The sequence below is a fragment of the Bacillus sp. EAC genome, from assembly GCF_002156875.1.
Lineage (GTDB): Bacteria > Bacillota > Bacilli > Bacillales > Bacillaceae_G > Gottfriedia.
Genome location: NZ_NCSY01000007.1, coordinates 113,781 through 136,833, shown reverse-complemented (window position 1 = coordinate 136,833; position 23,053 = coordinate 113,781). Strand labels below are relative to the sequence as shown.

The following is a 23,053-nucleotide window of genomic DNA, read 5'->3' as shown; positions in this document are numbered from 1 at the left end:
ATTAACAAGTAAGTCATTTGAAAAGGAGCAAAATGATGAAAGTAATAGGTTCGATTGATAACTATTCACGCTGCAAACATTACCATACAGATAATGATATTATTGCCATTAAATTTAAATGTTGTGATTTCTATTATGGATGTTATTTTTGCCATGAGGAGGTTGCTGATCATCAACCAAAAGTATGGAGTAAAGAGGAATCGGGAATAAAAGCGATTCTTTGTGGTAACTGTCATAAAGAATTGACGATTCAAGAATATCAAGATTGCAACTACTCATGTCCTTATTGCCAGTCTAACTTTAATCCTAGGTGTAAAAATCACTATCACTTGTATTTTGAGTGATTGTTGGCTATCGAATCTAAAATAATGCCTTCCCAAAAGTGAAAATGGGAGCATATCGATTAGCTCCAATAAGTTATTGAACTAACGTATAAGTTAGTTCAATAACAATTTATTTAATTATAAATAAACAATTTGGTTTGGAATCCATTATTATTGTAATTTCTTATTCTTGAAATATCGTGAAATAAAGAAGTTTTTATTTATAAAGATAAACATATAAACTGATACCCTCTTGCTTAATATTATAGTTCCTGAAATGCATTTCTTGTAAAAACATCTCAAAATTTTCCTTAGTATAGGCACCTTGTTTAAGGAAAGTTTTAAATGCAAATTTCACAAAATATTTATCAAAACCTTTCATTCCTGAATTTCTTACTTCATTTTCAATGTCTTCAGAAGTTGAATTATAATTCATATCGATAACAAGAGCCTTTCCATCCGGTTTTAACACCCTGTACATTTCGGAAAGTGCTTTTACAGGATCTTTAAAATTCTTAAACGCGGCACTGCAAACAATAAAATCAAATGAGTTATCTTCACAAGGTAGATTAGATGCATTACCTTCTTTAAAATCAACTGAAACATTAGCTTCTTTCGCGTTATTTTTTTCAATGACAACAAAATCTTGGCTTAACTCTACTCCAGTAACATTGAACCCTTTCTTCGCTAGTTCAATAGATAAATAGCCTGGGCCAGGTGCTACTTCTAATATACTCGCCCCATTTTCAACTAAAGTTGAAATTTCATTTGCATACTCTTGCATTTGTTTCATACGACTCTTCCGCGAATTTTTGTCATACCATTTTGCTGTTAATCCATATATACCTACATCTTTTTTCTTACGCATATTTTTCATTTTACTCTTCCCCAATCTATTATCTCTTTTATTTTTCAATCATAATTAACGAGTCAATTTATATATTTAAATGGAAAACAAAGTCAGTAACTTTATAATGTTTTGCTTTTCTTGTACAATTAAGAATAGAAAACAACTATCACCGTTAGATTACCTAACGTTGTTAGAGTATCATCTAACAACGTTAGAGTCAATGCATTATTATTAAATTTTTTGGAGAGATTTTATGCCTATAACAAAAGAATCAATTGTAAAAGCATCATTAGATATATTAAATCGTGACGGAATAAGTAATTTAACAATGCGCACATTAGCTAAGGAACTTGAGATTAAGGCCGCATCCTTATATTGGCATATAAAAGATAAACAGGATTTGTATAATTTAATTTCCGAACACATTAATAAAGAAATCGTCCTACCTGAGGAAATTGATGATCCAAAAGAAGCTTTAACTAACCTTGCTTTGGAGATCCGAAGAGTTTTATTAGACACACGGGATTCAGTTGAGGTCTTTTCACAATCTATGCCAACTACACCGAGCAGATTAAAAGCAGTGAAATTCACAATAGATTCTCTAAGTAAATACGGAGTTTCTGATAAAAACTGTTTAGTTGCAGGAAACCTTTTTAACAATTACGTCATGTCATTCATAGCTGACGAACAGCGCGCAAAACATATCTCGTTCTCACCCGAAGAAGTTGCCGCTTTCACTTCATTTTTAGGAGAAAAATATCAATTTGGCTTCGATTTTAAAGAGCAATTTTTATATGGATTAAGGGTATTGTTTACTGGTTTGGTTACTGATTAAGTTAAAGAGTCAAATCTTTCATTTTTAGATAGATCTTATTTTTTGCTGTTTTAAAATCTAACTACATCTTTTCAAATACAAACAAATATATTCTCTATATTTGCAGTAGCAGTAGCATCTACATAGAAATGAAAGTTTTGAGAGCAAGTAAAAAAGAAATAGTAAAAAAAGAGAATCTAGTTTAGGTCAACAAAAAAAGATCGACGAAAGTGTCGATCTTTTTTTTGAAATTAGCGCATGGGTTAATTAATTATCTAAAAGTGTTTCTCATTACGAATGTTAGATTTTTTCTACTTTAAGTAAAAGGTTCAAATACATATGTAAAAAAGATTATATCTTTAACTTCGATTGCTAAACTATCCTCGATACCTACTATCTAATTTTAACTATTTTTATATAACTTACGAATCATTCTTATTTGACCTCGATGATTGATTTCATCTTCAAATACATGAAACCATTTAAAATAATTTGTCGCTTTTGTTCTTCCAAACTCTGACTTCTCATGCAACCACTCATCTGAAAGTGTATTAAATTTTGCATAAGTATCTTCTCGAATCGCATTTAAAAGATTAATATAATATGTTGCATCGTTGCCTTTAATTTTCTCTCGTGCCTTATCATCCAAATCTAAACCAGGTAACCATTTTTCTTCTTCTGCCTCATTTAAATCTCGATTTTCAAATGTATTAAGCTGATACCAGTATTCAACGCCCGCTATGTGAGTAAGTAACATCCCAATTGAATTTCCTGTCGGAGTGTGCAGATAATCTAGCTCTTCCACAGTTATGTCTGTAATAGCTTCCAGTGTTGTATATCTAACATAATTCATCATTGATTTTAATGTATTAAAATCTCCTTTAACCCCATCTTGTTCCCCAACTAATAATAAATCTCCAAACATTGTTGTAACCCCTCTCAATTTTGTCCAATCTTTTTATTTCTAGAAAAGTAATCAAATCTCCTACATAGAATTAAAACAAAAAAAATTCAACTAATGCAAACATTAGTTGAGTAAACTCTAATCAGTAATATCAATTTTTATCTTCGACTAACGGATATGTTAGTTGCATAAGAAACTCATAAACTACATTTTTTCTTCTATTTATCGATTTAATAGATCGATTGCTAATATTTGACCATTATCACTGTCTACAATTAACTCTAAATTAAAATATTGGCTGAATAACTTAATTGATTCAAGTTTTTTTATATCATTTTTTATTTTCCATCCTGCTGGTGATATTACAGATGTGTGATTATCTTCTTTAGAAACACCAAATGATTTTTTTATAAACATGATGACATCTAAAAAACTTGAATCTGCTTGAGAAGGTATCCCAATTTTTTCATTTAAAACTTGGTAACGTTTTTTATTTTCCCTAAAGGTTAGAAAATTGTGCTCTAAAGGAATAATTTCTGACGAAAAATATAATTCCCTGATGATCGGATGAATTTGATTAAATCGAGACATTTCTAAGAATTTGTTTTTAGAGAAGTCCTTTATTTCCATCAATTGAATTCGTTCTAAGCGATTATTAATGATTATTTTTTGAATTTTATTGAAGTGAATTGCAATTTGTTCCATGACTATCTCTTCAACTTCTTCATTGGTAATCGGAAAAGCTGTCACAATAGGTAAATCAAAAAGTGTATGTATCGCTATAAAGAATTGAGCAATGATAGTTATATCATTACATTTCCCATCTATTTGAATCCTATTTATTTCGAGTTTTTCATTACTTATCCCATTACCTAATGTACCATTTACAACTGTAATGACATTCATTTCTCTGAGCCAATTCAAAGCCATAATCTCCTATTTGAACGAAATATAATTTAAACCTTGTGGTAAAACATAACAAAATGAATTATCATAGCAAATTTTTATAAATCTAACTCATGCTTTAGTTGAAAAAGTCTTACAATTAACAGTTAATGATACTGGTACCAGGGTATCCACTTATTATTTTTGTCTTTAACGATGAATAGTTCACCAGTAGCTGCGCTTGTTGCTGGAAGAATCTTAGGGAATACCAATCTAACAAACCATGAATGATCTGCTACATTTTTTCCACAATAGGTAGTTGCTATTTTTTTATATACTTCTTGGTAACCTTTTAATTGTGAAGCAGGCTGTATATTAACGACTTTCCATTCTTTATATAATTGATCATCACCGTATACATTTGGAATAATTTCATTTAAAGCGCTTAATAGTTGAGCCATATCATTTTCAGAAGTTTGTACTAGAATATCAGTATTAGGACATTTTGGATTTGTTATGCCAGAACCGTATGTAACACTTGGGGAAATTAAAAATAAAATTATTGATAGTAATAAAATTTTTTTCATATCATCACCTCAGTTGTAGTATACCCTTTTAATCTCAAAGTTAATTAATTCAGTGCTACTTAACCCCCTGGCATTTACTCCAATAAAAAAAGTTGCCGAAGCAGTCTATCGGTGATCAAATAAGGTTACCTATCACTACTTTTAACTTTCACTTGTTGTTCGTAGATTTGTTACTTGAATTCTCATTTCAATTAGAAATTCTTCTTTTTGATTCTGAGCATAATTATTATGTATTAAGGACTCATAAATATCACTGGTAACTGTCAATTGATGAACTTCCACATATTTAATTAGTTTTAGTAAATTTAGAAAATAATCTTCTGTTGATACGCTTTTAAATGTAATGCATACGTAATTTCCTTCCGGTATTTTGGCAACTTCAGTACCTTTCATAAGTAATGAAATCTGTTTTTTTGTTAAAACAGGTGTAAATAAATACCGATAAGTAACTTCATCAACACTTGTATAAGATTTATAAGGAAAAATGGCACCATAACCATTATTTCTAAATCCTTCCGTCGATGCAGCAAATTTCTTCAATTTACTATATGAAGCATTTAAAATACTTTTCGGAACAATTCCTTCCGCCTTTGTCTGTATAATTTCTATTTCTTCTTCATAGGAAAGAAATACATCTCCAATTGCCGGATATTCCTTTTGCTTTTGTAATCCCTTTTTAGCATTTACGATAATCTTTTCGATTTCTAATAAGGATTCTATCTTTTTTCTTACGATTTTTTCTTGTTCCGTTAAAAAGACGAAAAAATCATCTCTCTTTAATCCCTGTACTTCTTTCATTTCTTCTAATGGAGTACCAATATATTTCAAAGATTTGATTAGATCGAGAAGATGAATTTGTGAGTCTTTATAATATCGATAGTTAGTTTGTGGATCGACATATGCAGGTTTAAATAAGTTGATTTTATCACAATAACGAAGGGCCTTAATCGAGATGTTCACCAATTTTGAGACTTCACCTATTGTGTAAAATTTCTCTTTCATTTCTATCACTTCCTCAATCTTAGTTTAGTAAAAGAAGCATATTCTTTATTCGCAAATTAAGAATATGCTTTTTCTGGTTACTTAAGATGTTCTATAAACTGGTACTTTCCAAGAAATAGTTAACCCTACCCCACATGCCAATATGACTGTCGCAAAATAAAATGGATAGTTTAAGTCGATATCAAATAAAACCCCACCAATAATAGGACCAATTACGTTCCCGATACTTGTAAACATTGAATTCATTCCGCCTACAAAACCTTGTTCATTATCAGCTATTTTTGATAAATAAGTTGTCACTGCTGGTCGCATTAAATCAAATCCTAGAAATACTGTAATTGTAACAAGTAAAATCGTAAAATATGAGTTCACGATTGTAATTAAAAATACAAGTATCGTAGAGAGAATTAAGCTATATCGAATTAATCGAATTTCTCCCATCCATTTCGTTAAGCGATCAAATAATGCCAGTTGAGCAATCGCACCAATAATACCACCGCCTGTTATCATAATAGCAATATCCCTAGGTGTAAATCCAAATTTGTGATCCGTATATAGAGAAAATAACGATTCAAAGGCTGCTAAACCAAATTGTGAGATTAATATCACCATAAAAGATATAAAGTACAATGGTGAAAAAATACGATTAATCCCTGGTTTTTGCCTTGTTTCTTCATTATTCTCTGAATTTCGTACTGGTTCAGGAAGGACACTAATAGATAAAATACCTGCGAATACAGCAAGGGCAGCAGCAAAGAAAAACGGTAAACGAGGACTAATCTCTGCTAAAAAACCTCCAACACCTGGACCAATAATAAAACCTGTTGAAATAGCTGCTGACATATAACCAAGCGCTTTTGCTCTTGTATCTACCGTTGTAATATCTGCAATAAATGCTGTTACAGCTGGCATGATGAATGCTGCACTAATGCCTCCAAGCATACGCGAAATAAATAGAACCTCTACTGTTTTTCCAATTCCGAATAAAAACTCTGAAATACTAAAGATTATTAGACCAATAATAATCATTCTTTTACGTCCAAATCGGTCTGCCCAATGACCTGCAATTGGTGAAATCATTAATTGTGTTAAAGCAAAAGCAGCAACCATATAACCTACAACCGAACCAGAAATATTTAACTCATTCATAATTGAAGGAGTAACCGGAATTACTAGGCCAATCCCTAAAAAGACAATGAATAAATTCATCAATACAATAGTTAACATCATGTTTTGTTTCTTCATATTGTTCAACTCCTTTTAAAAGCTTACAAAACATAATGTAAAGCCTCCCCCAAGGGGAGAGTCAATGAATTTATACTCTTTTTCTTACGGATTTTTCCTGAATCCGCTTTCTGTTTATTTTAATATGATTTATATGGTGTCCCTTCTTCTAGTACTGGGTTATTTAAAATTCCATGTTCGTCTATCCTGTCATCTAATTGCATAAGGAAAGGTCTTAATTGAGTAATAAAAGGACAAATTCGATTATACGAACTTGTCCTTTTATGGTAATTTTATCTCCATTCCAGAAGTTTCAGTAAATTAGGGATTCACAACATCTTCGTAAAATTGTGATTACTAAAAAGTTCTACTTCACAGTTTCTAACTTTTACTCTTTTGACACCTTCTTTTTTGAAAGAAGTCCGCCTCGTTGGAGATTAGCCCAACGCTTCATTTCAAAAAAAGTTCCAAATCGCTCTTAACTAAAGTAATATACCCTCACCAGATTCGGGTAAGTTATACTACACATTTGAGGATTATGGGCCTCCCTTTGCAATATATTAAGTTCTAAAAAAAAGGTTATCCTAACATATTGCCTCTTTTTTACTTTATTAAGTTCTTTTTGGTTTTCTAATTACTTAATCGGACACAAGATGGAAAGTCTATCGAAAAAATTATTTCATATCAGGTCCATAAAAATACGGCTCAATAAACTTGAACCGTATCCATAGGGTATTAATTTAATAGCTAAAAATTCAGTTGGGTTATTCAACGCTTATTTTTGCTTACCCACTTGATTCAGAATGCTTTTGTTCAAATTATTGCGTAACTTATCATCCCATCTTTTCGCTTGGTCGATAAGTCCATTGGCGAATGCAGTTACGTCTTCACCTGTCAATTCAAAAACGTTTTTGCCATCTGCCGCACCAGCTTCAAACAAATCAATGAGATCGTATTGGATTCTTAGCATATCCATGCCGCTTCCAGATGCGAAACCCCACATATAGTTGCATATTTTTTTATAGGCTTCTGGGTAGTCGCCTGGCAAAGCCTCCACACGCGCCATCATTTCTTTGTATTCTTTTTTGTCGTCAAGTATCTTTTTGATGAAATTTAACATGATAATTAACCTCCTACCTTATTTTTTATTCGTCCATATTTTTACTTGCTTTTCAACTCTACTCTCAATTTCTTTTTTCAGATCTACTTGCCCTCCTAATATGCTCGCCGATTCTCCATCTAGGTTTGATGCAGCCATCAATTCGTCGGCAAATGCTGCCACGTCTTCACCGGTAACATCTAGCACATGCTTGCCTTCTGCTGCACTAGCTTCAAACAGTTCATACAAATTGATAATTTCTTCACCAAATCCATATCCGAAATTCCACATGTACTTTTGAATCTTCTTGAACACAAAGGCGTAATCTCTCGGCAGGGAATTTACTTTTTTCATAAATGCTTTGTATTCCTTCTTGCTTTCTAAATCGCCAATGATTAGTTCTATAAATTTCTTCATATTATTTCTCCCCCTTTAGGCTATTAATTTTTGATGAAACAAAATTCCATTTTCCCCAAAATTGTTCGAGTTCCTCGTATCCTTCATTATTTAATGAATAAAATTTGCGAGGAGGACCCATTTCAGAACGCTTTTTCTCGATATTCACTAATTCTCTCTTTTCTAGTCGCACCAAAATGGTGTAGACCGTACCCTCAACAACCTCTGTAAAACCTAGTTCATTAAGGCGACGAGTAATCTCATAGCCGTAAGTATCGCCCCGACTGATGATTTCCAGTACACAACCTTCCAACGAACCTTTAAGCATTTCTGTTAAATTTTCCATATCATACACCCCCCTTATTTGTTTAGTTAAATTAAAGCTCTGTCTATTTAGTAAAGGATAACTGTAACACGAGTAGCGGAGGTTCAAAAATATTGAATAGTATTTTCATAAAAGCACCTCACAAGCAAATTAGTAATCCTCATATTCAGTATCACTTAGTACCAGTATACAGTAACACTGAATAGATTATACATCAAAGATTTCTTTTGTTAATTATTTGTGAACACTTTTCAGCTAGCTTGACTGATATTCAGTATTACTTAGTAATAGTATATTGTATTACTAAGTAGATGAAATGTGCATCGTTTTGTTAAAATTATATAAAATATATTGGCACTATTTTGTGTTAAAGATATTCAGTACTACTTAGTACCTCTGCATTGTAACACTTAGTAGCAAGGTCATCAAGTAGTTAAATAATAAAAATAAAAATACTTTGTTTTTACTGCCAGCTAGCAAAATAAAAAGACTGCCAAAGCAGTCTTCATGTTATTCAATTAGCGCATGCGTAAGTTGAATAATGTTCACCTGATTTTTCAATGGTACTCAATTTTCAACAGACAGAAAAGGCTATATCCACCTGGATCTAACCCCCTGTAACTGTAATCATGTAACAAAAATTTATAAATACTTCTATAATTTGACTAAAAGTCTTACCTAGTCAACACATAATAAATAACGTAGAACCAACTAAAGAACCCGTGAATTATTGCCCAGAGAACTGATTTATGAATACTCCAAGATATTGTAATGGCTAAAGCAGAACCAAAAGTAATTGCACTTTTTGAACCAGCTGGAACATTAAATCTATTTTCTGTCCTTTCTTTCATAACCCAACTCCCATTTCCTCTAAATCTATATTTTATTTTCTATATGGTAATATTTATTCATCTTTGAAGGGGTTATTCCCTTCAACCACTTACATTCTGTATTTTCAATATAAATAACTTCCCATATATTGAAAAAGGAGGGGAATAATGATCAGCTCCTTTTTCTATTCACTTACTGTATACGTTAATTACAATAGGGTATAAAATTAATTAGTAATTAACTGATCACTCTATCTTGTCATTTTTTGCATTAATTTTCTTCAATGTGCTATTCATATTATTAAGATTTTATATACCTTCTTACACTTTAAAATAGCAAATAGAGGATGGTCGAATTACGATCATCCTCTATTTGTTGTTCAACTAAAGCATGCGTTAGTTCAATAAGAATAAGTTCTGATTTTGGAATTACCCCTGTCAAATAGACAACAAACCGTCTTTTTATAGGTATTTCCCCCAAGTTTATATAATATTTTTTCTAATTCATTTTCAATTCACATCATAATTTAGTGGATTTATGGTAATTTTTAACGTTTTATAACATTTTTCGATAATAAAACTGTAATTTTGCAGATTTTTCTCTAACCAAAACACATTAACTAACTAAAATTTCCCCCAATATACATAAAATACAAGCTTAAGTACAATAACATTAATAAGTTTAGTTATTAAGATTATTCTTAATCATTTAGTTTATTCCTTTGTTACTGATTGATCAAGTAAACTTCACAATAGATTGCTCAGTCAAAGATAGAAGAAACACAGAGTTTAGTAAGCACTTTTTTTAAAGGGATATTATTGGAGGATTATATGAAAATAGTACAATTAAAATATTTCTCTGAAGTTGTAAACAGTGGCTCCTTTTTGATTGCAGCTCAAAAGAATTTTGTTAGTGAATCTGTTATTAGAAAGTCAATAACTTGTTTAGAAAATGAATTAGAAATTAAACTATTTGAGCATTACTGGGATTCTAGTGTTATACCATCAGTTGCAGGATTAAAGATTTTTTCATTGGCCAAGGAGTTATTAATAGAATCTGAGAAATTAGAAGAAAAAGTTAAATCAATTAAAAATAATTCTAATTACTATTTTAATGATATGTATGACATCATACTATGATTTGTTTAGAGCAGCTACTTGATTTGTAGTTGCTTATTTTAGTATCTATTTCTACAATAACGCTTTTAGTACAATTTTTTTAAATACAAAAAAGCAGTGCAAATCCAAACCTGAATTACACTACTTTTTATTGGACTATTTAATAGGAAAATCATGTATTTTGTTGTTCAATTTTTTAAAATTACTTCTAACCAAATATATATAACTTGTTGAATAAGAGTAAAAGGAGTATTCAAAAACTTACCGTTGAATGTTTAAGATTTTCTTAACACTAGCTGCCAAGTAACACCAAAACAATCAGTAACCCAAGTTACTTTACTAAAGTCATACATTTCTACTGGCCCCATGAGCACTTTCCCATCCCCCTTTAATCCGTCAAAAATTAAATCGAACTCCGCGTCGTCATTGCATTCTAAGTAAAAGGAAACTGCCCAAGTAAATTCGGGACAAAATTCTTTTTCCATATCCAAAACCATAAAAGTCTGCCCTAAAATTTCAATTATGCCATTCAGGATTTTCCCCTCTACACCTCGGTCATCTTTTGTAATTCTTCGAAGTGAAACGAGTTTTGAATTCGGAAAAGTACGAACATAATAATTCATTGCTTCCTCGGCATTGCCGCAAAACGTAAGAAATGGAGTAATCCTTTGTTCTGATATAAACGGTATGGTTTGTTCTGCTGTCATTTGAAACCCTCCAAGCAATTTGTAATTACCTCATTATAGAACTTAAATTTTCTTCTGTAAAAGAACAAAGAGATTTTTTCTTTCATTAGCTTGTTCAATTACAGAAAATGAAAATGTATAATTCAGAATTCCGATTTACATTATAAAAATTCCTGCACTTCCATTAAACAGCCGATTATTGAGGAACGGTGTCAGCTAATTAGTTATGAGAGTTAGAATTCACCGTTCAGTTTGTGAGGTTATTACCACTTAATAAATATTCCATTTAATCCCAGTAAGTCCTTCTCTTATAGAATGATGCCGCCAAATATTTAAAAGGGGTGTATCATCATCGACTCCTAAATTCCCATAGGTTAGTTACATAAGACAAGTAAATTTTTTTAACTGCCTTCTCTACAAAAATCACAATCTACCAAACAGTTTGTTCGTAATTTAAAAAGCACTCGAGTGTTAAATATAGTTTTAAGTAGTAAATAATTTTCCATTTATTGCTTCAACATACCTGTTTGCTGATCTCTGTACATGAACAGCAGCATCCTCTTTTATGACGCGATGAAATGCATCATATAATCGAGTAAACTTTAATTCATTCATCCTTTTAGAGATTCTCTCAACAGTCACACTTGGTAATGGGATGAAGTTAGGATAGCTGTACATAAAACTTACCCAATTTTGATCGGCTACGACGCGAATAATATCTCCACAGAGTAGAATTCCTTTTTGTCTATTGCCATTTTTCCATTCTAATACAGTACCGCCTTTAAAATGTCCTCCTATCCTTTGTAAGACGAGACCTTTACTTAATTCAAGCGTTTCGCCTGACCAGAAAATGATTTTTTCGCTTTTTCTTGTCACCCATTCTCTATCATCTTCGTGTATATAGATCGGAGCATCAAAAGTTTCCGCCCACTCTACCTGACTAGAGTAATAATGAGGATGTGATAAGGCAATCGCATCAATTCCACCTAGTTCATTAATCGTTTTGATGGTATTTTGATCAAAATATGTAATACAATCCCACAACAAATTAAATTCATTATTTTGTATTAAATAGGCTGTTTGCCCAATCCCGAAACTTGGATTCGTACTAATACTATAAAGACTTTCTTCTACTAAATTCACCAGAGTAGTATATGTACCACTTTCAATCATCTTTTCTAATGTGGTCCAAGATTGCCCTTTAGCACTAACGAATTGTCTTTCTTCCTTACAGATAATGCATTTAGTTGGTTCTTGTATAGAACTTACATATTGAATTCCACAAGTCTCACAAATATAGTTATTCAAAACTTTTCCTCCTTGGATAATATTAATTTCATTTTCATATATTAACCTCCTAAAATATTTTGGTAAATAATTACATTTACTTTTTATGAAAATGGTAACACGGTTAACATAAATAACTTGTCTAATTCTGTTCAACAATCCTGTCAAATAATAGAATAGGAGACGGTAAACATGCACCGGCTCCTAAATGTTATTAAACTATTAATGCGTTAGTTGTATAAGACCACTTAGTTTAGCATATACTTTTTTTCATTCATTCATCTTTTTAATCTAATTCATCACTCGTAATAATATAATATAAATCTGCTGAATTTTCTTTAGTTAATAGAGCGTACTGAACATATTGAGACTCTCCTTTGTGTATTTCTAACCTATCTTTATTTGGATTAATCCATATCCTGTACAATATCTCTTTTGCTTTAATGTCAGGGTTTTTGAATTTAAATACAAATAGGTAATCTGCTGGACGGGACTTATCCATATTATTTACTTGTGCCTTTTCCCAACCAGTATCTCTTAATATTTTTTTTACTTTTTGGACTTGCCTACTATCGGTAATATAGAATATACATTTTTTATTTAGAAGTCACTCTGACTCACAACTTTAGGAGGAATCCTACTATGAAGTTAATTTGCCTAACTCTTACAAGTTTAGTGAGACCAACAGCAAGCTATTTTACAATTTCTAATTGTTGTATAATAGTGTGAAGAAATTGTATTTTAACGGGGAGGTAATGAAAATGAAGATTTTGTTTGATGAAACTTACACTTCAGATGACGGAAAGCGAACAAGCAGGAATATTTGGTATGGAGATGCTGATATAACTGTTGAAGGTAAATTTGGAAAAATCATTAATCTTAATGAAGATTTTATGGATAATTTATGCGAAATAATTAAAAATGACTTATCTAAAAATTCAGCGAATAAACCTACTGAAACTAACTGGTATATTTATGGAAGTGGTGTAACTCAGGACACTATTGGAGACAATATCCGTCCGACAATTATGGTTCGTGAGAGGTCTAACGAATTTATAACTAATTTTAATATCAGTGACCACGATTTCGCTGTAAATATTGATGCTATTCTGTTGTTTAAGGCGGATTTTGAAAAACGTTTAGCTAGTAATTGAAGAGTAATATCACAATAAGCATTTTCAAGCCATTTGAGGGGATGATTTGATAATGAACTCATTCTCCTTTTTGAGTCTCTTTGTGCTGAGGAAAAAGACATTTATAAATAAAGATTGTGTATAATTACACTTACATTAAACTGCTATATAGTGAAAATAGAGGATGATCGATTATGATTATCCTCTATTTGTTGTTCAACTAAAGCATACGTTAGTTGATTAGGGTTATTTTTTTTAGTTACGATTTTACAATATTATAAGCAAGACCAATTACACCAGAATTAAATGTTTTGTTTTCGACAAGTGAGAGGTTTCGTTTATATTCCGAGCCCTTAAATAAAGGTAAACCACTTCCTATAATAACTGGTGAAATAGTAATTTTAATTACATCGATTAAATCAAGTTCCATAAGATGATGTGCAAACCTTGGGCTACCTAAAATAATAATATCTTTACCTGGCTGTTTTTTTATGTTTTTAATTTCTTCTTCGATATTTTCTTTTACTAATCTTGAATTATTCCATTCAGCTTTTTCAAGTGTCGTAGAAAAAACAACCTTTGATGTCTCTTCTATCCAATTAGCATGTTCTATTTCATTTTTTGTTGATGCAGGGTTAGAAGGTACTGAAGACCAATAATTTTTCATCATTTGATATGTCCCTCTACCCCATAAAACTGTGTCCACAGTACTTAAAATTTTTTTTGCATGCTTTTCCAATTCTTCATTGTAAGTTACCCATCCAATATCCATTTCACCATTCGGCCCTTCTACAAAGCCATCTAAAGAAGAATGTAAAAATAATATAACTTTTCTCATAAAATCCTCCTATTTACTAAGTAATGTTTTCTTATATTTAAGTAAACAATGAATTACTAACTGTTTATTTTGTTTAGAAGACATTTTTCTTCTTAATGCTTTCCTTTTCCTATATTCTTCACTTGGAAAAAATTCCTTTCCAATCTTTGATGATTCCCCTTTACTAAATTGATCAATACTGACAGTTAGCACAATACATTTAAAATTTTATCCTATAATCGACTTACCTATGAAATGTTCTAAGCGACCTTTAAAGAAGTTGAAAAATAGCGGATATTTTAACGGATTTGTCTCCATTTGTTGAAAACGACTTAATCACCCGATAAAACCCAGGTTCAAGTGGTTTCGAAAACCTCGCTGAACCAATCGTTATCTTTTCATCTTTTATCTCTGATTGGTTAATCGTTAAACCAATTTGATCAAACCCGAAATCCTTTCGGAATGGAATCTCTCTCCACGTATGTCTTTTTTCATCGAACCGTTCGATTGAATACGGTGTTCCGTAAAATAGCGAATCACCATTATTAACGATTGACAGAGTAAGGTCCTTGGTTCCAGACGGGTAATATTGTCCGTCAAGAATCATCGATATTTGAATCGCACCATCTTGAATCGTATCCGGAATGGTATTGTCCGGCGAATCAACAAAAGATTGAAAAATTTTCTGACTAAACACATGTTCATCTGAATTCGTTGAACAAGCAGACAGGAAACAGAACAAACCAAAAACAATAAGAAACCAACTTTTTTTCATCTTTTTTTCACCTCTATTGTAGAAAAATTCTACAGATATCAAGAAAGTCCTATCTGGATTTGTATCGTTAATGTAGTTCGGCAGGTTTCATCTTTTCTAATTCTTTCATTTTTTGATTTGAAATTCCTTATATTTTTTTACTATCTTAAGTATTGCATACCCTATTAAACTAAAATTGCTAAGCCTACTTGCGACTCTTGAACTTGTTCAACTAATTCAGGCGTTAGTAACACAAAAGTTGGTTCATTGTATTCGATAGTGATGTGTGAAATAATTGAAATTGAGTGTCATAAAAGAAATTTTGAATTAATGGAGGTAAATTAGAAATGACAGACAACACCCCAATTAATGAATCAGTTAAAATGCACTTTATGCTAAAATCTAATCCCCCTAGAACAACTTTTCAACAGGACATGACAGATGAAGAACGGAATATCATGGGCAAACATATTGCTTATTGGGCGGACAAGCAAAACCAGGGAATTGCTTTAGTTTTCGGACCTGTTAGAAATCCTTCATCGCCTTATGGAATTGCTATCATTGAAGTTGAAAATGAAGCTCAAGTTCCAAAACTTATAGCAGAAGACCCTGCCGTAATAGCTGGTATAATGACAACAGAATTTTATCCGATGATCGCAATGCTACCAAAACAAAACATTTGACCTTGTAGTTGAGAGAAAAGCAAACGGCTCAGTATTGGACTGAGCCATTTGCTTCTTTAAAGGTTTCGAAAGGAAAGAAAACTCATCACTGTTTTTCAAGTTTCTTCTATTTTATTCAACTATCGCACCATATACTAGAAGAAGAAATCTTTAAAATTCGAGATCTTAATCATTTATAGTCCCATTCAATATTTATCTGATTTTCTCTGCCAACTCTAAAATAATTCCCTCTGGACCACGAACGTAACATAACTTATAACTTTCTTCATATTGCTGTATCTCACTAAAGATTTCCGTGCCCTTCTTTTTCAATTTTGCAATAATAGCTTCAATATCTTCAACAGCAAAGCAAATATGTCGGATACCCAGTGTATTTGCAAAAGGTTGCTGAATATCTTTTTCATCTAACGGCGTATAAAATTTGACTAGCTCGATCCATGCCTGACCATCTGGCATCCCCAATCCTACACATGCCGTTTTAACGTCATTAAGCCCAACTATTCTGTCCAACTGTTCTCCATCCATTTCCCATTCCGCTTGCACTTCAAGTCCTAAATCAAGAAAAAATGCTTTAGCCTCTGAAAGATTATTTACGTTTATACTCACATGATCTATTCTATTGATCTTCATATCTCTTACCTCCTATGTACCTGTTATTTTCAATACCTGTATTCGTGTAAGGTTTGTTTGAAATTCTAATTCGCTTAAAACTGGAAAATATCCTTCTTCAACAAATCTGCCTATGTTGAATAAAAAAAACCATATTGAGCAACTTATGATCTTCAACTAACGATTGGGTTAGTTCAAAAAGGATTAAACAATTATTGTATAAAATCAAGTAATTGCACAAATTATTAAATTTCATTTTAGGTAAACCTTAAAACTTATATAATCAAAGGTCACAGAATTAATAAAAACTCTATGACCTTTGTCTATTGCTACATATTATTTTGGCTAAATGAATTTTAAAATATTTCAATAATAATTTCAGATCTCTTTCAAGTCCATTTTACTTTCTATCCAATTTAACAAGTAATTATATCGATCAAATGAAATCGAATTTTCGTTATGATGGAAGACTATATTATACTTTTTATTTGAATTGTCTCGTTGCCAATTTGATAATTCCGCCAAATGATTAAAATTCGGTCTTGTAACTGAATTAGTCAGGTAGGCTGACCGATATGATCCTGGCATTCTCATTTTATTTAGAGCATAAATCATTTGTTCAGCTGTCAATATTCCTAATCCATGTCCAAAATACGTACCATCTCCTAGAACTACAGCATTTTCTCCTCTCCACTCAGGGGTTATTGGATTAAAATCTGGATTATTAAAATATACGATATCTCCAGGATAAAAACGGGCAGAATATTGTGCATTTATTCCAAGGTCAGGATCAGCATGCCAGCCGTATAAATAGATGTTTTGAAATATTTGATTAAATAAGTATTCCCCAATAAGACTTAGGATCGCATGGTAATTGATAATGACCATTGCCGTTGCACATTCAAACGCATAATATGAACTGTTAAAGTAAATATCTTTAATTGCATCAGAAGGTTTTACACCTTGCCTCAATAGGAATCCTCCGCTTCTCATTAACTGCCAGAACATAGGATTGCATCGAGATCTTTCAAATACTGCAAACCTCACTCCACTTTGAAACATGGCTCTTGCACTTAATGTGATATTATTTCGTAACATGCGCTCAAATTCATAAATGGATCGATATGCATTTACCGTCGGATCTTCATTCAGCTGTTGAATTGACATCCCCGAAAATTGATTCATAATTTACCTCTTTTCAACATCAAGTATTAATTTTCATTAATTTTCATTTATACCCATCATATTCAAACTTCGATTTGAAGTGTATCTTCGCCCATTCAGATAATTAATAGATATCAGTTTAAAAGACTCAGACGAAACTCGATTAATAAATAATTAATTTATTTTTTGTGTCAATTATGAATTAAAAGGGAAAGGATAATCTTCTCACAATTCATTTTACTGTCAGATAGCATAATAAAAAGGCTGTTAGCAGCCAATCACTATATTCAATTACTATGTGAGAACGATTTAATCTGTCATTCACTGTTGTGAATCTCTGATTCATGGATAGCTAACGCATGCGTTAGTTGCATAAAATTCGATATTTCTTTGTTTAAATCTTTCTATTTTTGCTGTGAAATAAAGCCTGATAAGACAAAAAAGAGAATGATTCATTATCACCATTCTCTGAATATCTACTTATATATTTGTTTGTTCCACATATTTTTTGAAATTGTCTAGAATTGCTTGCCATCCTTGTTGTTGAAACTCAACAGGATTAGTTGTTTCAGGATCGAATGTTTCAATTACTACTGTTTGGTCTTCTTTCCCTTTAAAAGTTATATCAACTTTTCTTCCATCACCTAAAGTATAAGCAATAACCTCATTAATTTTCACTTCGTCATAAGTTCCACCAAAATCGAAACCAAAACTGCCATCTTTCGCTTCCATTCTCGATAGAAATTCCCCACCAACTCTTAAATCATTCTCAGCAATTGGTGTGTGCCAGTCGTCTGAAGGACTGTTCCATTTTTTAATATGTGTGGGTTCTGTCCAAAGTTCCCATACTTTTTCTACTGATGCCTGAATAGTAGTTTCTACTGTTACTTTTTTAGTTGATTCCATTTCATTTCACGCCTCTCTTGATACGAATTTATATAAATTGAATTATACACCATGTGTGGCTGACTATATTGTAGACTATTTCAATAAAAGTCATGCTACCTCTTATTATTTTCTATTATCTGCATAATAATCCCTACCTGTTTTCCTAACTTTTTCATTTTAAAATACTATTATTAAGTTTCCTTCACAATGATAAAAGCTAGAAACCGATAACTAATCTGTATTTTAGCACAATAAAAAAAATCGACTTTACAGCCGATCGTGTTATTCAACCAATTCTTGAGTTAGTTCAATAAGGAGGCCGTAATGACAATTTCCTTAAAAATCTAAGATTTCTTACTTTGAAGTCGCCCATCTGCAATCGAATGTGCCTCCACGATGAGTTGCTTTTAATTTACAACAAAAAAAGAGCCACAACAGTGACTCATGATTTCCAACTAACGCATGCGTTAATTGAATAAGTTTTATTACTTTGTTAACGTTTTTTGAACTAGATTTTATTTGATCTATCATTGATTCAAGATCCCTATTTTACACCATTCACAAGTTGCCTCATGGAGTTTAACTGAGAAGATAGTTCATTAAACCAATCCTCATCCCCCGTCGAAAGGGCCAAGTCAATTAGAAAGCGAATCTGTTCTTTGTTTGTCACTTTCGAATCAGGCATTTTCTTTACGTTTTTATTTAGCATATGAATGGTTTTCCCAACAGTCGTTTTATTATCTGAAGTTATTACATTTACCTTTACTTTTTCATCAATAATAGTAAGTGATTCTATATAACCTATTACTAATTCTCCATTCAGTGATTTACCTTTAACCCAGTCACCTTTTTTTAAAATAGAATCTTTATTTAAGTTCATTTTTTCCACCTTCTAATTTAAAGTTATAAGTTAAAAAATTTGTGATCATAATGGCACTTAGATCAAACTGTAATTATTTTTATTACATTTCGATTAAAAGAAGGCTTAGCCTTCACTTTTTTAGCTGCTCACTTCTCACATTTAATATGATCGACAATATCCTTAATAGTGTATTGCTTTAAATATCCCCCAAGGTGTTCTTCTGCACCTATGAAAATATTAAAAAGTACATTTTGCATATTTGCCCCAACAACACACTTTTCATTTGATTCAGGGCACTTAGGTTGTAATGCCCCCTCAGAGGTGATCATATAAATATCCCATAGATTAACTTCATTTAAATCTAAGGCAAATATAAATCCACCACCAGTTCCTTCTTTCGATTTAATAAATCCATACTTTTTTAACAAACTAAGCACTTTACGAATACGTACTGGATGAACACAGGCACTCTCTGAAATTGCATCACTTGTAGACATCCGATCCGGCTGCAGTGCAAGATAAGTTAAACTATGAATGGCAAGAGTGAAATCACTATTCATGGCCTGCCTCCTAAAAATCATTAATTTCTTAATATACTTCGATGATATTATTTAGTACTGTAATATTATGTGTTACAGATTGTCTTGTCAAGAAAACTGACATTTTTTCACTTTCAATATTGTTTATTAATTAGCTACTTTTTGTGATTTAATGTATGTGAATGTTCGTAGCTTACGAGGAAGAAAACTACGAATTTCATCTTCATTATAACCAACCTGTAATCTTTTTTCGTCTAAGATTATTGGCATGCGCAACATTTTAGGATTATTTATTATTAATTTAAATAATTCATTAAGTGGGAGCGATTCAATATTTATATTTAATTCCTGAAACGTTTTTGATTTATTCGATATAATCTCTTCCGTACCATTTTCTGTCATGCGAAGAATAGATTTAATCTCCTCAAGTGTAAGTGATTCATTCATAATATTTTTAACACTATAATCAATATGATGTTCCTCTAGCCATGATTTTGCTTTGCGACAGGATGAACAACTTGGTGTTACATATAGATTCACCATTTTTTTACACTCTCCTTATATTTAAAATGTAATAAAAAAAATTACAGTTGAGATAAAAACGATTATTAATGTATTACCAATAAAACAAATTAGGTTGACCTCTATACTCAATTTAAATGAGTATACTGTAATTTTATTATTTACAGTTGAATGTGTCAACTATATTTTTTTAGAGTTTAGATATGGGGAATATTTTCTATTTGTACTAATTACAAAAAAGAAATATACAAATAAGTATAAGCCTCATCCCCATAAATCAAGAATGAGACTTAACTGATTTTTTTCTTAAATTAACTTTTAATTGAGATCTTTGAAAATACGGATAAACCCTAGTTCAACTAACGCATGCATTAGTAATATTAGAAATCAATTTAATTACTACCATAACCAACTAAAATTCTAAGGTAAATATGGGAACAACATTGTTCCATTGATTTTAGTTAGTTGTAAGATTATTAAGAAGGCGATTTGATTCAGCAATCACTTTTTCCTCATCAATCGATAAGCATTTACCATCCTTTACAATTGTTTTGCCATCGATGTATACATCACATACATCACTTCCTCGTGCAGAGTAAAGTAAATGTGAATATGCTGCAGTAATCGGTTGTAAGTGCTCTTTATTATAAGGATAAATTGTAATAAAATCTGCCTTTTTATTTGCTTCAAGAGAGCCTGTATGTCCCATCCTTATCACTTCAGCCCCACCTCTAGTAGCCAAGGTTAGTGCTGTTTGTGCAGAGAATTTAGTTGCATCTTTATATATCCCTTTTTGTAATAATGCAGCAGTTCTAACTTCTTCAAACATATCTAGATTGTTATTAGACGCTGTGCTATCTGTTGCAATTCCTACTTTAATCCCCGCATCTAAAAGACTAACAACATCAGCAATACCAGAACCTAGCTTCAAATTACTAATTGGATTGTGAGCAACCCTTACATCATATTGCTTTAATATTGCTCTCTCTTCATCGTTAAGAACAACACCGTGAGCCATTACTGTTAGTTGATCTAATATACCTAGTTTACGAAGGTGCTCAACAGGTCGATTTCCATAACGAGTTTCAATTTCTAAGATTTCATAATCAGTTTCTGATACATGGATGTGTATCATTAAATCATTTTCCTTTGCAATTCTAGCACTTTCAATTAACGCTTCCGGGCTACATGCATAAGGACTATGAGGTGCTACCATAGTTGTCAGTCGTCCATCAGCAAACTTTTTGTAGTCCTTCGAAAACTGCTCGGCACCTATTAGATTCATTTTCTGTTCTTGTTCTGTTCCGAGGCTAAAAATTGAATAAGAAAATGCTCCACGAATTCCTGTTTCCGCAATGGATTCCATTACAACGTTAGGATCAATACCGTTAGGATTAAACATATCTGAGAATGTAGTTGTTCCCGACTTAAGCATTTCCAAAATGCCCAGTTGTGCGCTCATAGACGCAATCTCTGTTGTAAATTGCTTTTCGATTGGCCATATTTTCGTTTCAAGCCAAGGTTTTAATTGCATATCATCTCCGATACCACGTAATAGAGACATTAATATATGAGAATGAGTATTGACTAGACCTGGCATCACCCATTTACCAGTAAGATCTACTACTTGATCTGCATCGACGAGTAGTTCTTCATTATGTTTACCAATATAGATAATTGATTGATCTTGTACAATCATCATACCGTTTTCAAAGATCCGATTTTCCTTATCCATTGTAAAAAAAGTAGCGTTAATATATATTATTTTCAATTCAAATTCCTCCTAAATAGTATTAAAATAAAAAAATCCTGATTACGAAGAAAAATGTTAAAAAACATTTTTTTTCGTAATCAGGATTTTACGGTTCCTGGTAGAGACCCTCATACCTTATCAATGAGGTTATACAATCGATTTATGATTTTATATGAATTATAATAAATGAATAATGAGCAAAGTTCAAGATTTTCTTTAATTTAACAGATTTATTTAGCTCGTCATATCTATTGAAGTAACATATTTTAAGGTGAATCAACGTATGTACATGTCAAATTCAAAATCCTTCTGGATTTATACAGAAAATCGATACCCTGCTCCCCAAACTGTTTCAATAAATTGTGGATTTGAAGGATCAATTTCAATTTTCCCACGAATTTTTCTAATATGAACAGTTACAGTTGAGATATCACCCGCTAAATCTAGACCCCATATCAGCTCAAATAGCTCTTCTTTACTAAAAACCCGATTAGGATGTTTAGCAAGAAATGTTAGCAGCTCGAACTCCTTGGCAGTTAGATAAACCTCTCTCCTATTTACAAAAACTCTGTGTGATGCTTCTTCAATAGTTAATCCTCTTATACGTATTTCCTTTTTATCTACTTCTTTAATTCCACTCAATCGGTCATAACGCGATATATGTGCTTTAGTCCTTGCAACAAGCTCACTTGGGCTAAATGGCTTAGTGATATAATCATCTGCCCCTAGTCCAAGTCCTCTAATTTTATCAATATCCTCTTTCTTCGCTGTTACAATTAATATCGGAATTTCCTTAACAGCACGAACCTGTCTACAAATCTCAAAGCCATCTGTATGAGGTAGCATTAAATCTACAATAATCAAATCGTATTCAACATTAAGAGCCTTTTCTAAGCCATCTTTTCCTGAAGCAACTAATTCCACATTAAAACCATTTATTACAAGACTGTAACCCTTCATTCGTTTGCTTATCATCCATTGATAGATCCATTTTTTTC

At 31.8% G+C, this 23,053-nt stretch carries 29 protein-coding genes and 1 riboswitch; of the genes, 5 read left to right on the top strand and 24 right to left on the bottom strand.

Going from position 1 to position 23,053, the window contains the following annotated elements; all coding sequences use genetic code 11:
- Window positions 1–32 precede the first annotated feature (32 nt).
- Window positions 33–344, top strand: a complete 312-nt coding sequence (locus B7R65_RS13750; RefSeq protein ID WP_088043364.1) for a CHY zinc finger protein — start codon at window positions 33–35, stop codon at window positions 342–344.
- 196 nt (window positions 345–540) lie between these two features.
- On the opposite strand, the gene B7R65_RS13745 is transcribed toward B7R65_RS13750, so the two are convergent.
- Window positions 541–1,239, bottom strand: a complete 699-nt coding sequence (locus B7R65_RS13745) for a class I SAM-dependent methyltransferase (protein ID WP_256941311.1) — start codon at window positions 1,237–1,239, stop codon at window positions 541–543.
- Window positions 1,240–1,426: 187 nt separating this feature from the next.
- Between B7R65_RS13745 and B7R65_RS13740 the strand changes: the two genes are divergently transcribed.
- A complete protein-coding gene (locus B7R65_RS13740) occupies window positions 1,427–2,008 on the top strand; it encodes a TetR/AcrR family transcriptional regulator C-terminal domain-containing protein (RefSeq protein ID WP_088043362.1) in 582 nt (193 codons plus the stop codon).
- Between the two features lie 382 nt (window positions 2,009–2,390).
- Here B7R65_RS13740 and B7R65_RS13735 read toward each other — a convergent pair whose 3' ends face one another.
- The 10 genes from B7R65_RS13735 to B7R65_RS21535 form a co-directional block, all read right to left on the bottom strand.
- On the bottom strand, window positions 2,391–2,912 hold the full coding sequence (locus tag B7R65_RS13735) for a DinB family protein (protein WP_256941309.1): 522 nt from the start codon (window positions 2,910–2,912) through the stop codon (window positions 2,391–2,393).
- Window positions 2,913–3,113: 201 nt separating this feature from the next.
- Window positions 3,114–3,815, bottom strand: coding sequence for a hypothetical protein (locus B7R65_RS13730; RefSeq protein WP_088043361.1), 702 nt, complete (start codon window positions 3,813–3,815; stop codon window positions 3,114–3,116).
- A gap of 128 nt (window positions 3,816–3,943) precedes the next feature.
- Window positions 3,944–4,363 carry a hypothetical protein gene (locus tag B7R65_RS13725; protein WP_088043360.1) on the bottom strand — a complete coding sequence of 140 codons (420 nt, stop codon included), beginning with the start codon at window positions 4,361–4,363 and terminating at the stop codon, window positions 3,944–3,946.
- Window positions 4,364–4,504: 141 nt separating this feature from the next.
- Window positions 4,505–5,365, bottom strand: coding sequence for a MerR family transcriptional regulator (locus tag B7R65_RS13720; protein WP_088043359.1), 861 nt, complete (start codon window positions 5,363–5,365; stop codon window positions 4,505–4,507).
- Between the two features lie 81 nt (window positions 5,366–5,446).
- Entirely contained in the window at window positions 5,447–6,610 is a 1,164-nt protein-coding gene (gene norA, locus B7R65_RS13715) for a multidrug efflux MFS transporter NorA (RefSeq protein WP_088043358.1), read from the bottom strand.
- A gap of 754 nt (window positions 6,611–7,364) precedes the next feature.
- Window positions 7,365–7,709: a DUF1048 domain-containing protein gene (locus tag B7R65_RS13710; protein WP_088043357.1), complete on the bottom strand. Its 345-nt coding sequence runs from the start codon at window positions 7,707–7,709 to the stop codon at window positions 7,365–7,367.
- 18 nt (window positions 7,710–7,727) lie between these two features.
- Window positions 7,728–8,105: a DUF1048 domain-containing protein gene (locus B7R65_RS13705; RefSeq protein ID WP_088043356.1), complete on the bottom strand. Its 378-nt coding sequence runs from the start codon at window positions 8,103–8,105 to the stop codon at window positions 7,728–7,730.
- A gap of 1 nt (window position 8,106) precedes the next feature.
- Window positions 8,107–8,430: a PadR family transcriptional regulator gene (locus tag B7R65_RS13700; RefSeq protein ID WP_088043355.1), complete on the bottom strand. Its 324-nt coding sequence runs from the start codon at window positions 8,428–8,430 to the stop codon at window positions 8,107–8,109.
- Between the two features lie 653 nt (window positions 8,431–9,083).
- Window positions 9,084–9,260, bottom strand: a complete 177-nt coding sequence (locus B7R65_RS21355) for a hypothetical protein (protein WP_179194878.1) — start codon at window positions 9,258–9,260, stop codon at window positions 9,084–9,086.
- A gap of 307 nt (window positions 9,261–9,567) precedes the next feature.
- Window positions 9,568–9,720, bottom strand: coding sequence for a hypothetical protein (locus tag B7R65_RS21535; RefSeq protein ID WP_218780437.1), 153 nt, complete (start codon window positions 9,718–9,720; stop codon window positions 9,568–9,570).
- A 350-nt stretch (window positions 9,721–10,070) separates the two neighbouring features.
- Here B7R65_RS21535 and B7R65_RS13695 point away from each other — a divergent pair, with 350 nt between their 5' ends.
- The gene (locus tag B7R65_RS13695; protein WP_088043354.1) at window positions 10,071–10,379 is read left to right on the top strand and encodes a LysR family transcriptional regulator; all 309 of its coding nucleotides are present in this window, start codon (window positions 10,071–10,073) and stop codon (window positions 10,377–10,379) included.
- A gap of 254 nt (window positions 10,380–10,633) precedes the next feature.
- Here the strand turns inward: B7R65_RS13695 and B7R65_RS13690 are convergent, their stop codons facing one another.
- The 3 genes from B7R65_RS13690 to B7R65_RS21530 all read right to left on the bottom strand — a co-directional run bounded on the left by B7R65_RS13690 (window position 10,634) and on the right by B7R65_RS21530 (window position 12,833).
- Entirely contained in the window at window positions 10,634–11,065 is a 432-nt protein-coding gene (locus tag B7R65_RS13690; protein ID WP_218780436.1) for a VOC family protein, read from the bottom strand.
- A 462-nt stretch (window positions 11,066–11,527) separates the two neighbouring features.
- Complete coding sequence (locus B7R65_RS13685; protein ID WP_088043353.1) at window positions 11,528–12,352, bottom strand: MBL fold metallo-hydrolase; 825 nt, start codon at window positions 12,350–12,352, stop codon at window positions 11,528–11,530.
- A gap of 265 nt (window positions 12,353–12,617) precedes the next feature.
- On the bottom strand, window positions 12,618–12,833 hold the full coding sequence (locus B7R65_RS21530; RefSeq protein WP_088043352.1) for a hypothetical protein: 216 nt from the start codon (window positions 12,831–12,833) through the stop codon (window positions 12,618–12,620).
- Between the two features lie 259 nt (window positions 12,834–13,092).
- On the opposite strand from B7R65_RS21530, the gene B7R65_RS13675 reads away from it, so the two are divergent.
- Entirely contained in the window at window positions 13,093–13,485 is a 393-nt protein-coding gene (locus B7R65_RS13675) for a hypothetical protein (protein WP_088043351.1), read from the top strand.
- Between the two features lie 238 nt (window positions 13,486–13,723).
- Here B7R65_RS13675 and B7R65_RS13670 read toward each other — a convergent pair whose 3' ends face one another.
- Both B7R65_RS13670 and B7R65_RS13660 read right to left on the bottom strand, forming a co-directional pair.
- Window positions 13,724–14,302 carry a dihydrofolate reductase family protein gene (locus B7R65_RS13670; protein WP_088043350.1) on the bottom strand — a complete coding sequence of 193 codons (579 nt, stop codon included), beginning with the start codon at window positions 14,300–14,302 and terminating at the stop codon, window positions 13,724–13,726.
- 250 nt (window positions 14,303–14,552) lie between these two features.
- Window positions 14,553–15,056 (bottom strand): immunoglobulin-like domain-containing protein, encoded by a 504-nt coding sequence (locus B7R65_RS13660; RefSeq protein ID WP_088043348.1) that lies wholly within the window; start codon window positions 15,054–15,056, stop codon window positions 14,553–14,555.
- 326 nt (window positions 15,057–15,382) lie between these two features.
- Between B7R65_RS13660 and B7R65_RS13655 the strand changes: the two genes are divergently transcribed.
- On the top strand, window positions 15,383–15,718 hold the full coding sequence (locus B7R65_RS13655) for a YciI family protein (RefSeq protein WP_088043347.1): 336 nt from the start codon (window positions 15,383–15,385) through the stop codon (window positions 15,716–15,718).
- A gap of 192 nt (window positions 15,719–15,910) precedes the next feature.
- On the opposite strand, the gene B7R65_RS13650 is transcribed toward B7R65_RS13655, so the two are convergent.
- From B7R65_RS13650 to B7R65_RS13615, 8 genes are all read right to left on the bottom strand, one after another.
- A complete protein-coding gene (locus B7R65_RS13650; protein ID WP_088043346.1) occupies window positions 15,911–16,348 on the bottom strand; it encodes a VOC family protein in 438 nt (145 codons plus the stop codon).
- Between the two features lie 357 nt (window positions 16,349–16,705).
- Complete coding sequence (locus tag B7R65_RS13645; protein ID WP_088043345.1) at window positions 16,706–17,512, bottom strand: protein-glutamine gamma-glutamyltransferase; 807 nt, start codon at window positions 17,510–17,512, stop codon at window positions 16,706–16,708.
- Window positions 17,513–17,971: 459 nt separating this feature from the next.
- The gene (locus B7R65_RS13640) at window positions 17,972–18,397 is read right to left on the bottom strand and encodes an SRPBCC family protein (RefSeq protein ID WP_088043344.1); all 426 of its coding nucleotides are present in this window, start codon (window positions 18,395–18,397) and stop codon (window positions 17,972–17,974) included.
- A gap of 526 nt (window positions 18,398–18,923) precedes the next feature.
- Window positions 18,924–19,259 carry an IDEAL domain-containing protein gene (locus tag B7R65_RS13635; protein WP_088043343.1) on the bottom strand — a complete coding sequence of 112 codons (336 nt, stop codon included), beginning with the start codon at window positions 19,257–19,259 and terminating at the stop codon, window positions 18,924–18,926.
- A gap of 128 nt (window positions 19,260–19,387) precedes the next feature.
- Window positions 19,388–19,801 carry an RrF2 family transcriptional regulator gene (locus tag B7R65_RS13630; protein ID WP_088043342.1) on the bottom strand — a complete coding sequence of 138 codons (414 nt, stop codon included), beginning with the start codon at window positions 19,799–19,801 and terminating at the stop codon, window positions 19,388–19,390.
- A 126-nt stretch (window positions 19,802–19,927) separates the two neighbouring features.
- Window positions 19,928–20,323, bottom strand: a complete 396-nt coding sequence (spxA, locus tag B7R65_RS13625; RefSeq protein WP_088043341.1) for a transcriptional regulator SpxA — start codon at window positions 20,321–20,323, stop codon at window positions 19,928–19,930.
- A 436-nt stretch (window positions 20,324–20,759) separates the two neighbouring features.
- Window positions 20,760–22,037: an amidohydrolase family protein gene (locus B7R65_RS13620; protein ID WP_179194884.1), complete on the bottom strand. Its 1,278-nt coding sequence runs from the start codon at window positions 22,035–22,037 to the stop codon at window positions 20,760–20,762.
- A gap of 93 nt (window positions 22,038–22,130) precedes the next feature.
- Window positions 22,131–22,230, bottom strand: a riboswitch (purine riboswitch).
- Between the two features lie 140 nt (window positions 22,231–22,370).
- Window positions 22,371–23,030 carry a response regulator transcription factor gene (locus B7R65_RS13615; protein ID WP_088043438.1) on the bottom strand — a complete coding sequence of 220 codons (660 nt, stop codon included), beginning with the start codon at window positions 23,028–23,030 and terminating at the stop codon, window positions 22,371–22,373.
- Window positions 23,031–23,053: the final 23 nt, after the last annotated feature.

What these genes read in the sequence shown, in the direction of transcription:
- B7R65_RS13650 (WP_088043346.1), bottom strand. Translation starts at nt 16,348, where the DNA reads ATGAAGATCAATAGAATAGATCATGTGAGTATAAACGTAAATAATCTT.
- B7R65_RS13710 (WP_088043357.1), bottom strand. Translation starts at nt 7,709, where the DNA reads ATGTTAAATTTCATCAAAAAGATACTTGACGACAAAAAAGAATACAAA.
- B7R65_RS13620 (WP_179194884.1), bottom strand. Translation starts at nt 22,037, where the DNA reads ATGGATAAGGAAAATCGGATCTTTGAAAACGGTATGATGATTGTACAA.
- B7R65_RS13705 (WP_088043356.1), bottom strand. Translation starts at nt 8,105, where the DNA reads ATGAAGAAATTTATAGAACTAATCATTGGCGATTTAGAAAGCAAGAAG.
- B7R65_RS13645 (WP_088043345.1), bottom strand. Translation starts at nt 17,512, where the DNA reads ATGAATCAATTTTCGGGGATGTCAATTCAACAGCTGAATGAAGATCCG.
- B7R65_RS21530 (WP_088043352.1), bottom strand. Translation starts at nt 12,833, where the DNA reads ATGGATAAGTCCCGTCCAGCAGATTACCTATTTGTATTTAAATTCAAA.
- B7R65_RS13635 (WP_088043343.1), bottom strand. Translation starts at nt 19,259, where the DNA reads ATGAACTTAAATAAAGATTCTATTTTAAAAAAAGGTGACTGGGTTAAA.
- B7R65_RS13670 (WP_088043350.1), bottom strand. Translation starts at nt 14,302, where the DNA reads ATGAGAAAAGTTATATTATTTTTACATTCTTCTTTAGATGGCTTTGTA.
- B7R65_RS13695 (WP_088043354.1), top strand. Translation starts at nt 10,071, where the DNA reads ATGAAAATAGTACAATTAAAATATTTCTCTGAAGTTGTAAACAGTGGC.
- B7R65_RS13740 (WP_088043362.1), top strand. Translation starts at nt 1,427, where the DNA reads ATGCCTATAACAAAAGAATCAATTGTAAAAGCATCATTAGATATATTA.
- norA (WP_088043358.1), bottom strand. Translation starts at nt 6,610, where the DNA reads ATGAAGAAACAAAACATGATGTTAACTATTGTATTGATGAATTTATTC.
- B7R65_RS13725 (WP_088043360.1), bottom strand. Translation starts at nt 4,363, where the DNA reads ATGAAAAAAATTTTATTACTATCAATAATTTTATTTTTAATTTCCCCA.
- B7R65_RS13655 (WP_088043347.1), top strand. Translation starts at nt 15,383, where the DNA reads ATGACAGACAACACCCCAATTAATGAATCAGTTAAAATGCACTTTATG.
- B7R65_RS13700 (WP_088043355.1), bottom strand. Translation starts at nt 8,430, where the DNA reads ATGGAAAATTTAACAGAAATGCTTAAAGGTTCGTTGGAAGGTTGTGTA.
- B7R65_RS13640 (WP_088043344.1), bottom strand. Translation starts at nt 18,397, where the DNA reads ATGGAATCAACTAAAAAAGTAACAGTAGAAACTACTATTCAGGCATCA.
- B7R65_RS21355 (WP_179194878.1), bottom strand. Translation starts at nt 9,260, where the DNA reads ATGAAAGAAAGGACAGAAAATAGATTTAATGTTCCAGCTGGTTCAAAA.
- B7R65_RS13720 (WP_088043359.1), bottom strand. Translation starts at nt 5,365, where the DNA reads ATGAAAGAGAAATTTTACACAATAGGTGAAGTCTCAAAATTGGTGAAC.
- B7R65_RS13750 (WP_088043364.1), top strand. Translation starts at nt 33, where the DNA reads ATGATGAAAGTAATAGGTTCGATTGATAACTATTCACGCTGCAAACAT.
- B7R65_RS13735 (WP_256941309.1), bottom strand. Translation starts at nt 2,912, where the DNA reads ATGTTTGGAGATTTATTATTAGTTGGGGAACAAGATGGGGTTAAAGGA.
- B7R65_RS13615 (WP_088043438.1), bottom strand. Translation starts at nt 23,030, where the DNA reads ATGATAAGCAAACGAATGAAGGGTTACAGTCTTGTAATAAATGGTTTT.
- B7R65_RS13690 (WP_218780436.1), bottom strand. Translation starts at nt 11,065, where the DNA reads ATGACAGCAGAACAAACCATACCGTTTATATCAGAACAAAGGATTACT.
- spxA (WP_088043341.1), bottom strand. Translation starts at nt 20,323, where the DNA reads ATGGTGAATCTATATGTAACACCAAGTTGTTCATCCTGTCGCAAAGCA.
- B7R65_RS13675 (WP_088043351.1), top strand. Translation starts at nt 13,093, where the DNA reads ATGAAGATTTTGTTTGATGAAACTTACACTTCAGATGACGGAAAGCGA.
- B7R65_RS13630 (WP_088043342.1), bottom strand. Translation starts at nt 19,801, where the DNA reads ATGAATAGTGATTTCACTCTTGCCATTCATAGTTTAACTTATCTTGCA.
- B7R65_RS13660 (WP_088043348.1), bottom strand. Translation starts at nt 15,056, where the DNA reads ATGAAAAAAAGTTGGTTTCTTATTGTTTTTGGTTTGTTCTGTTTCCTG.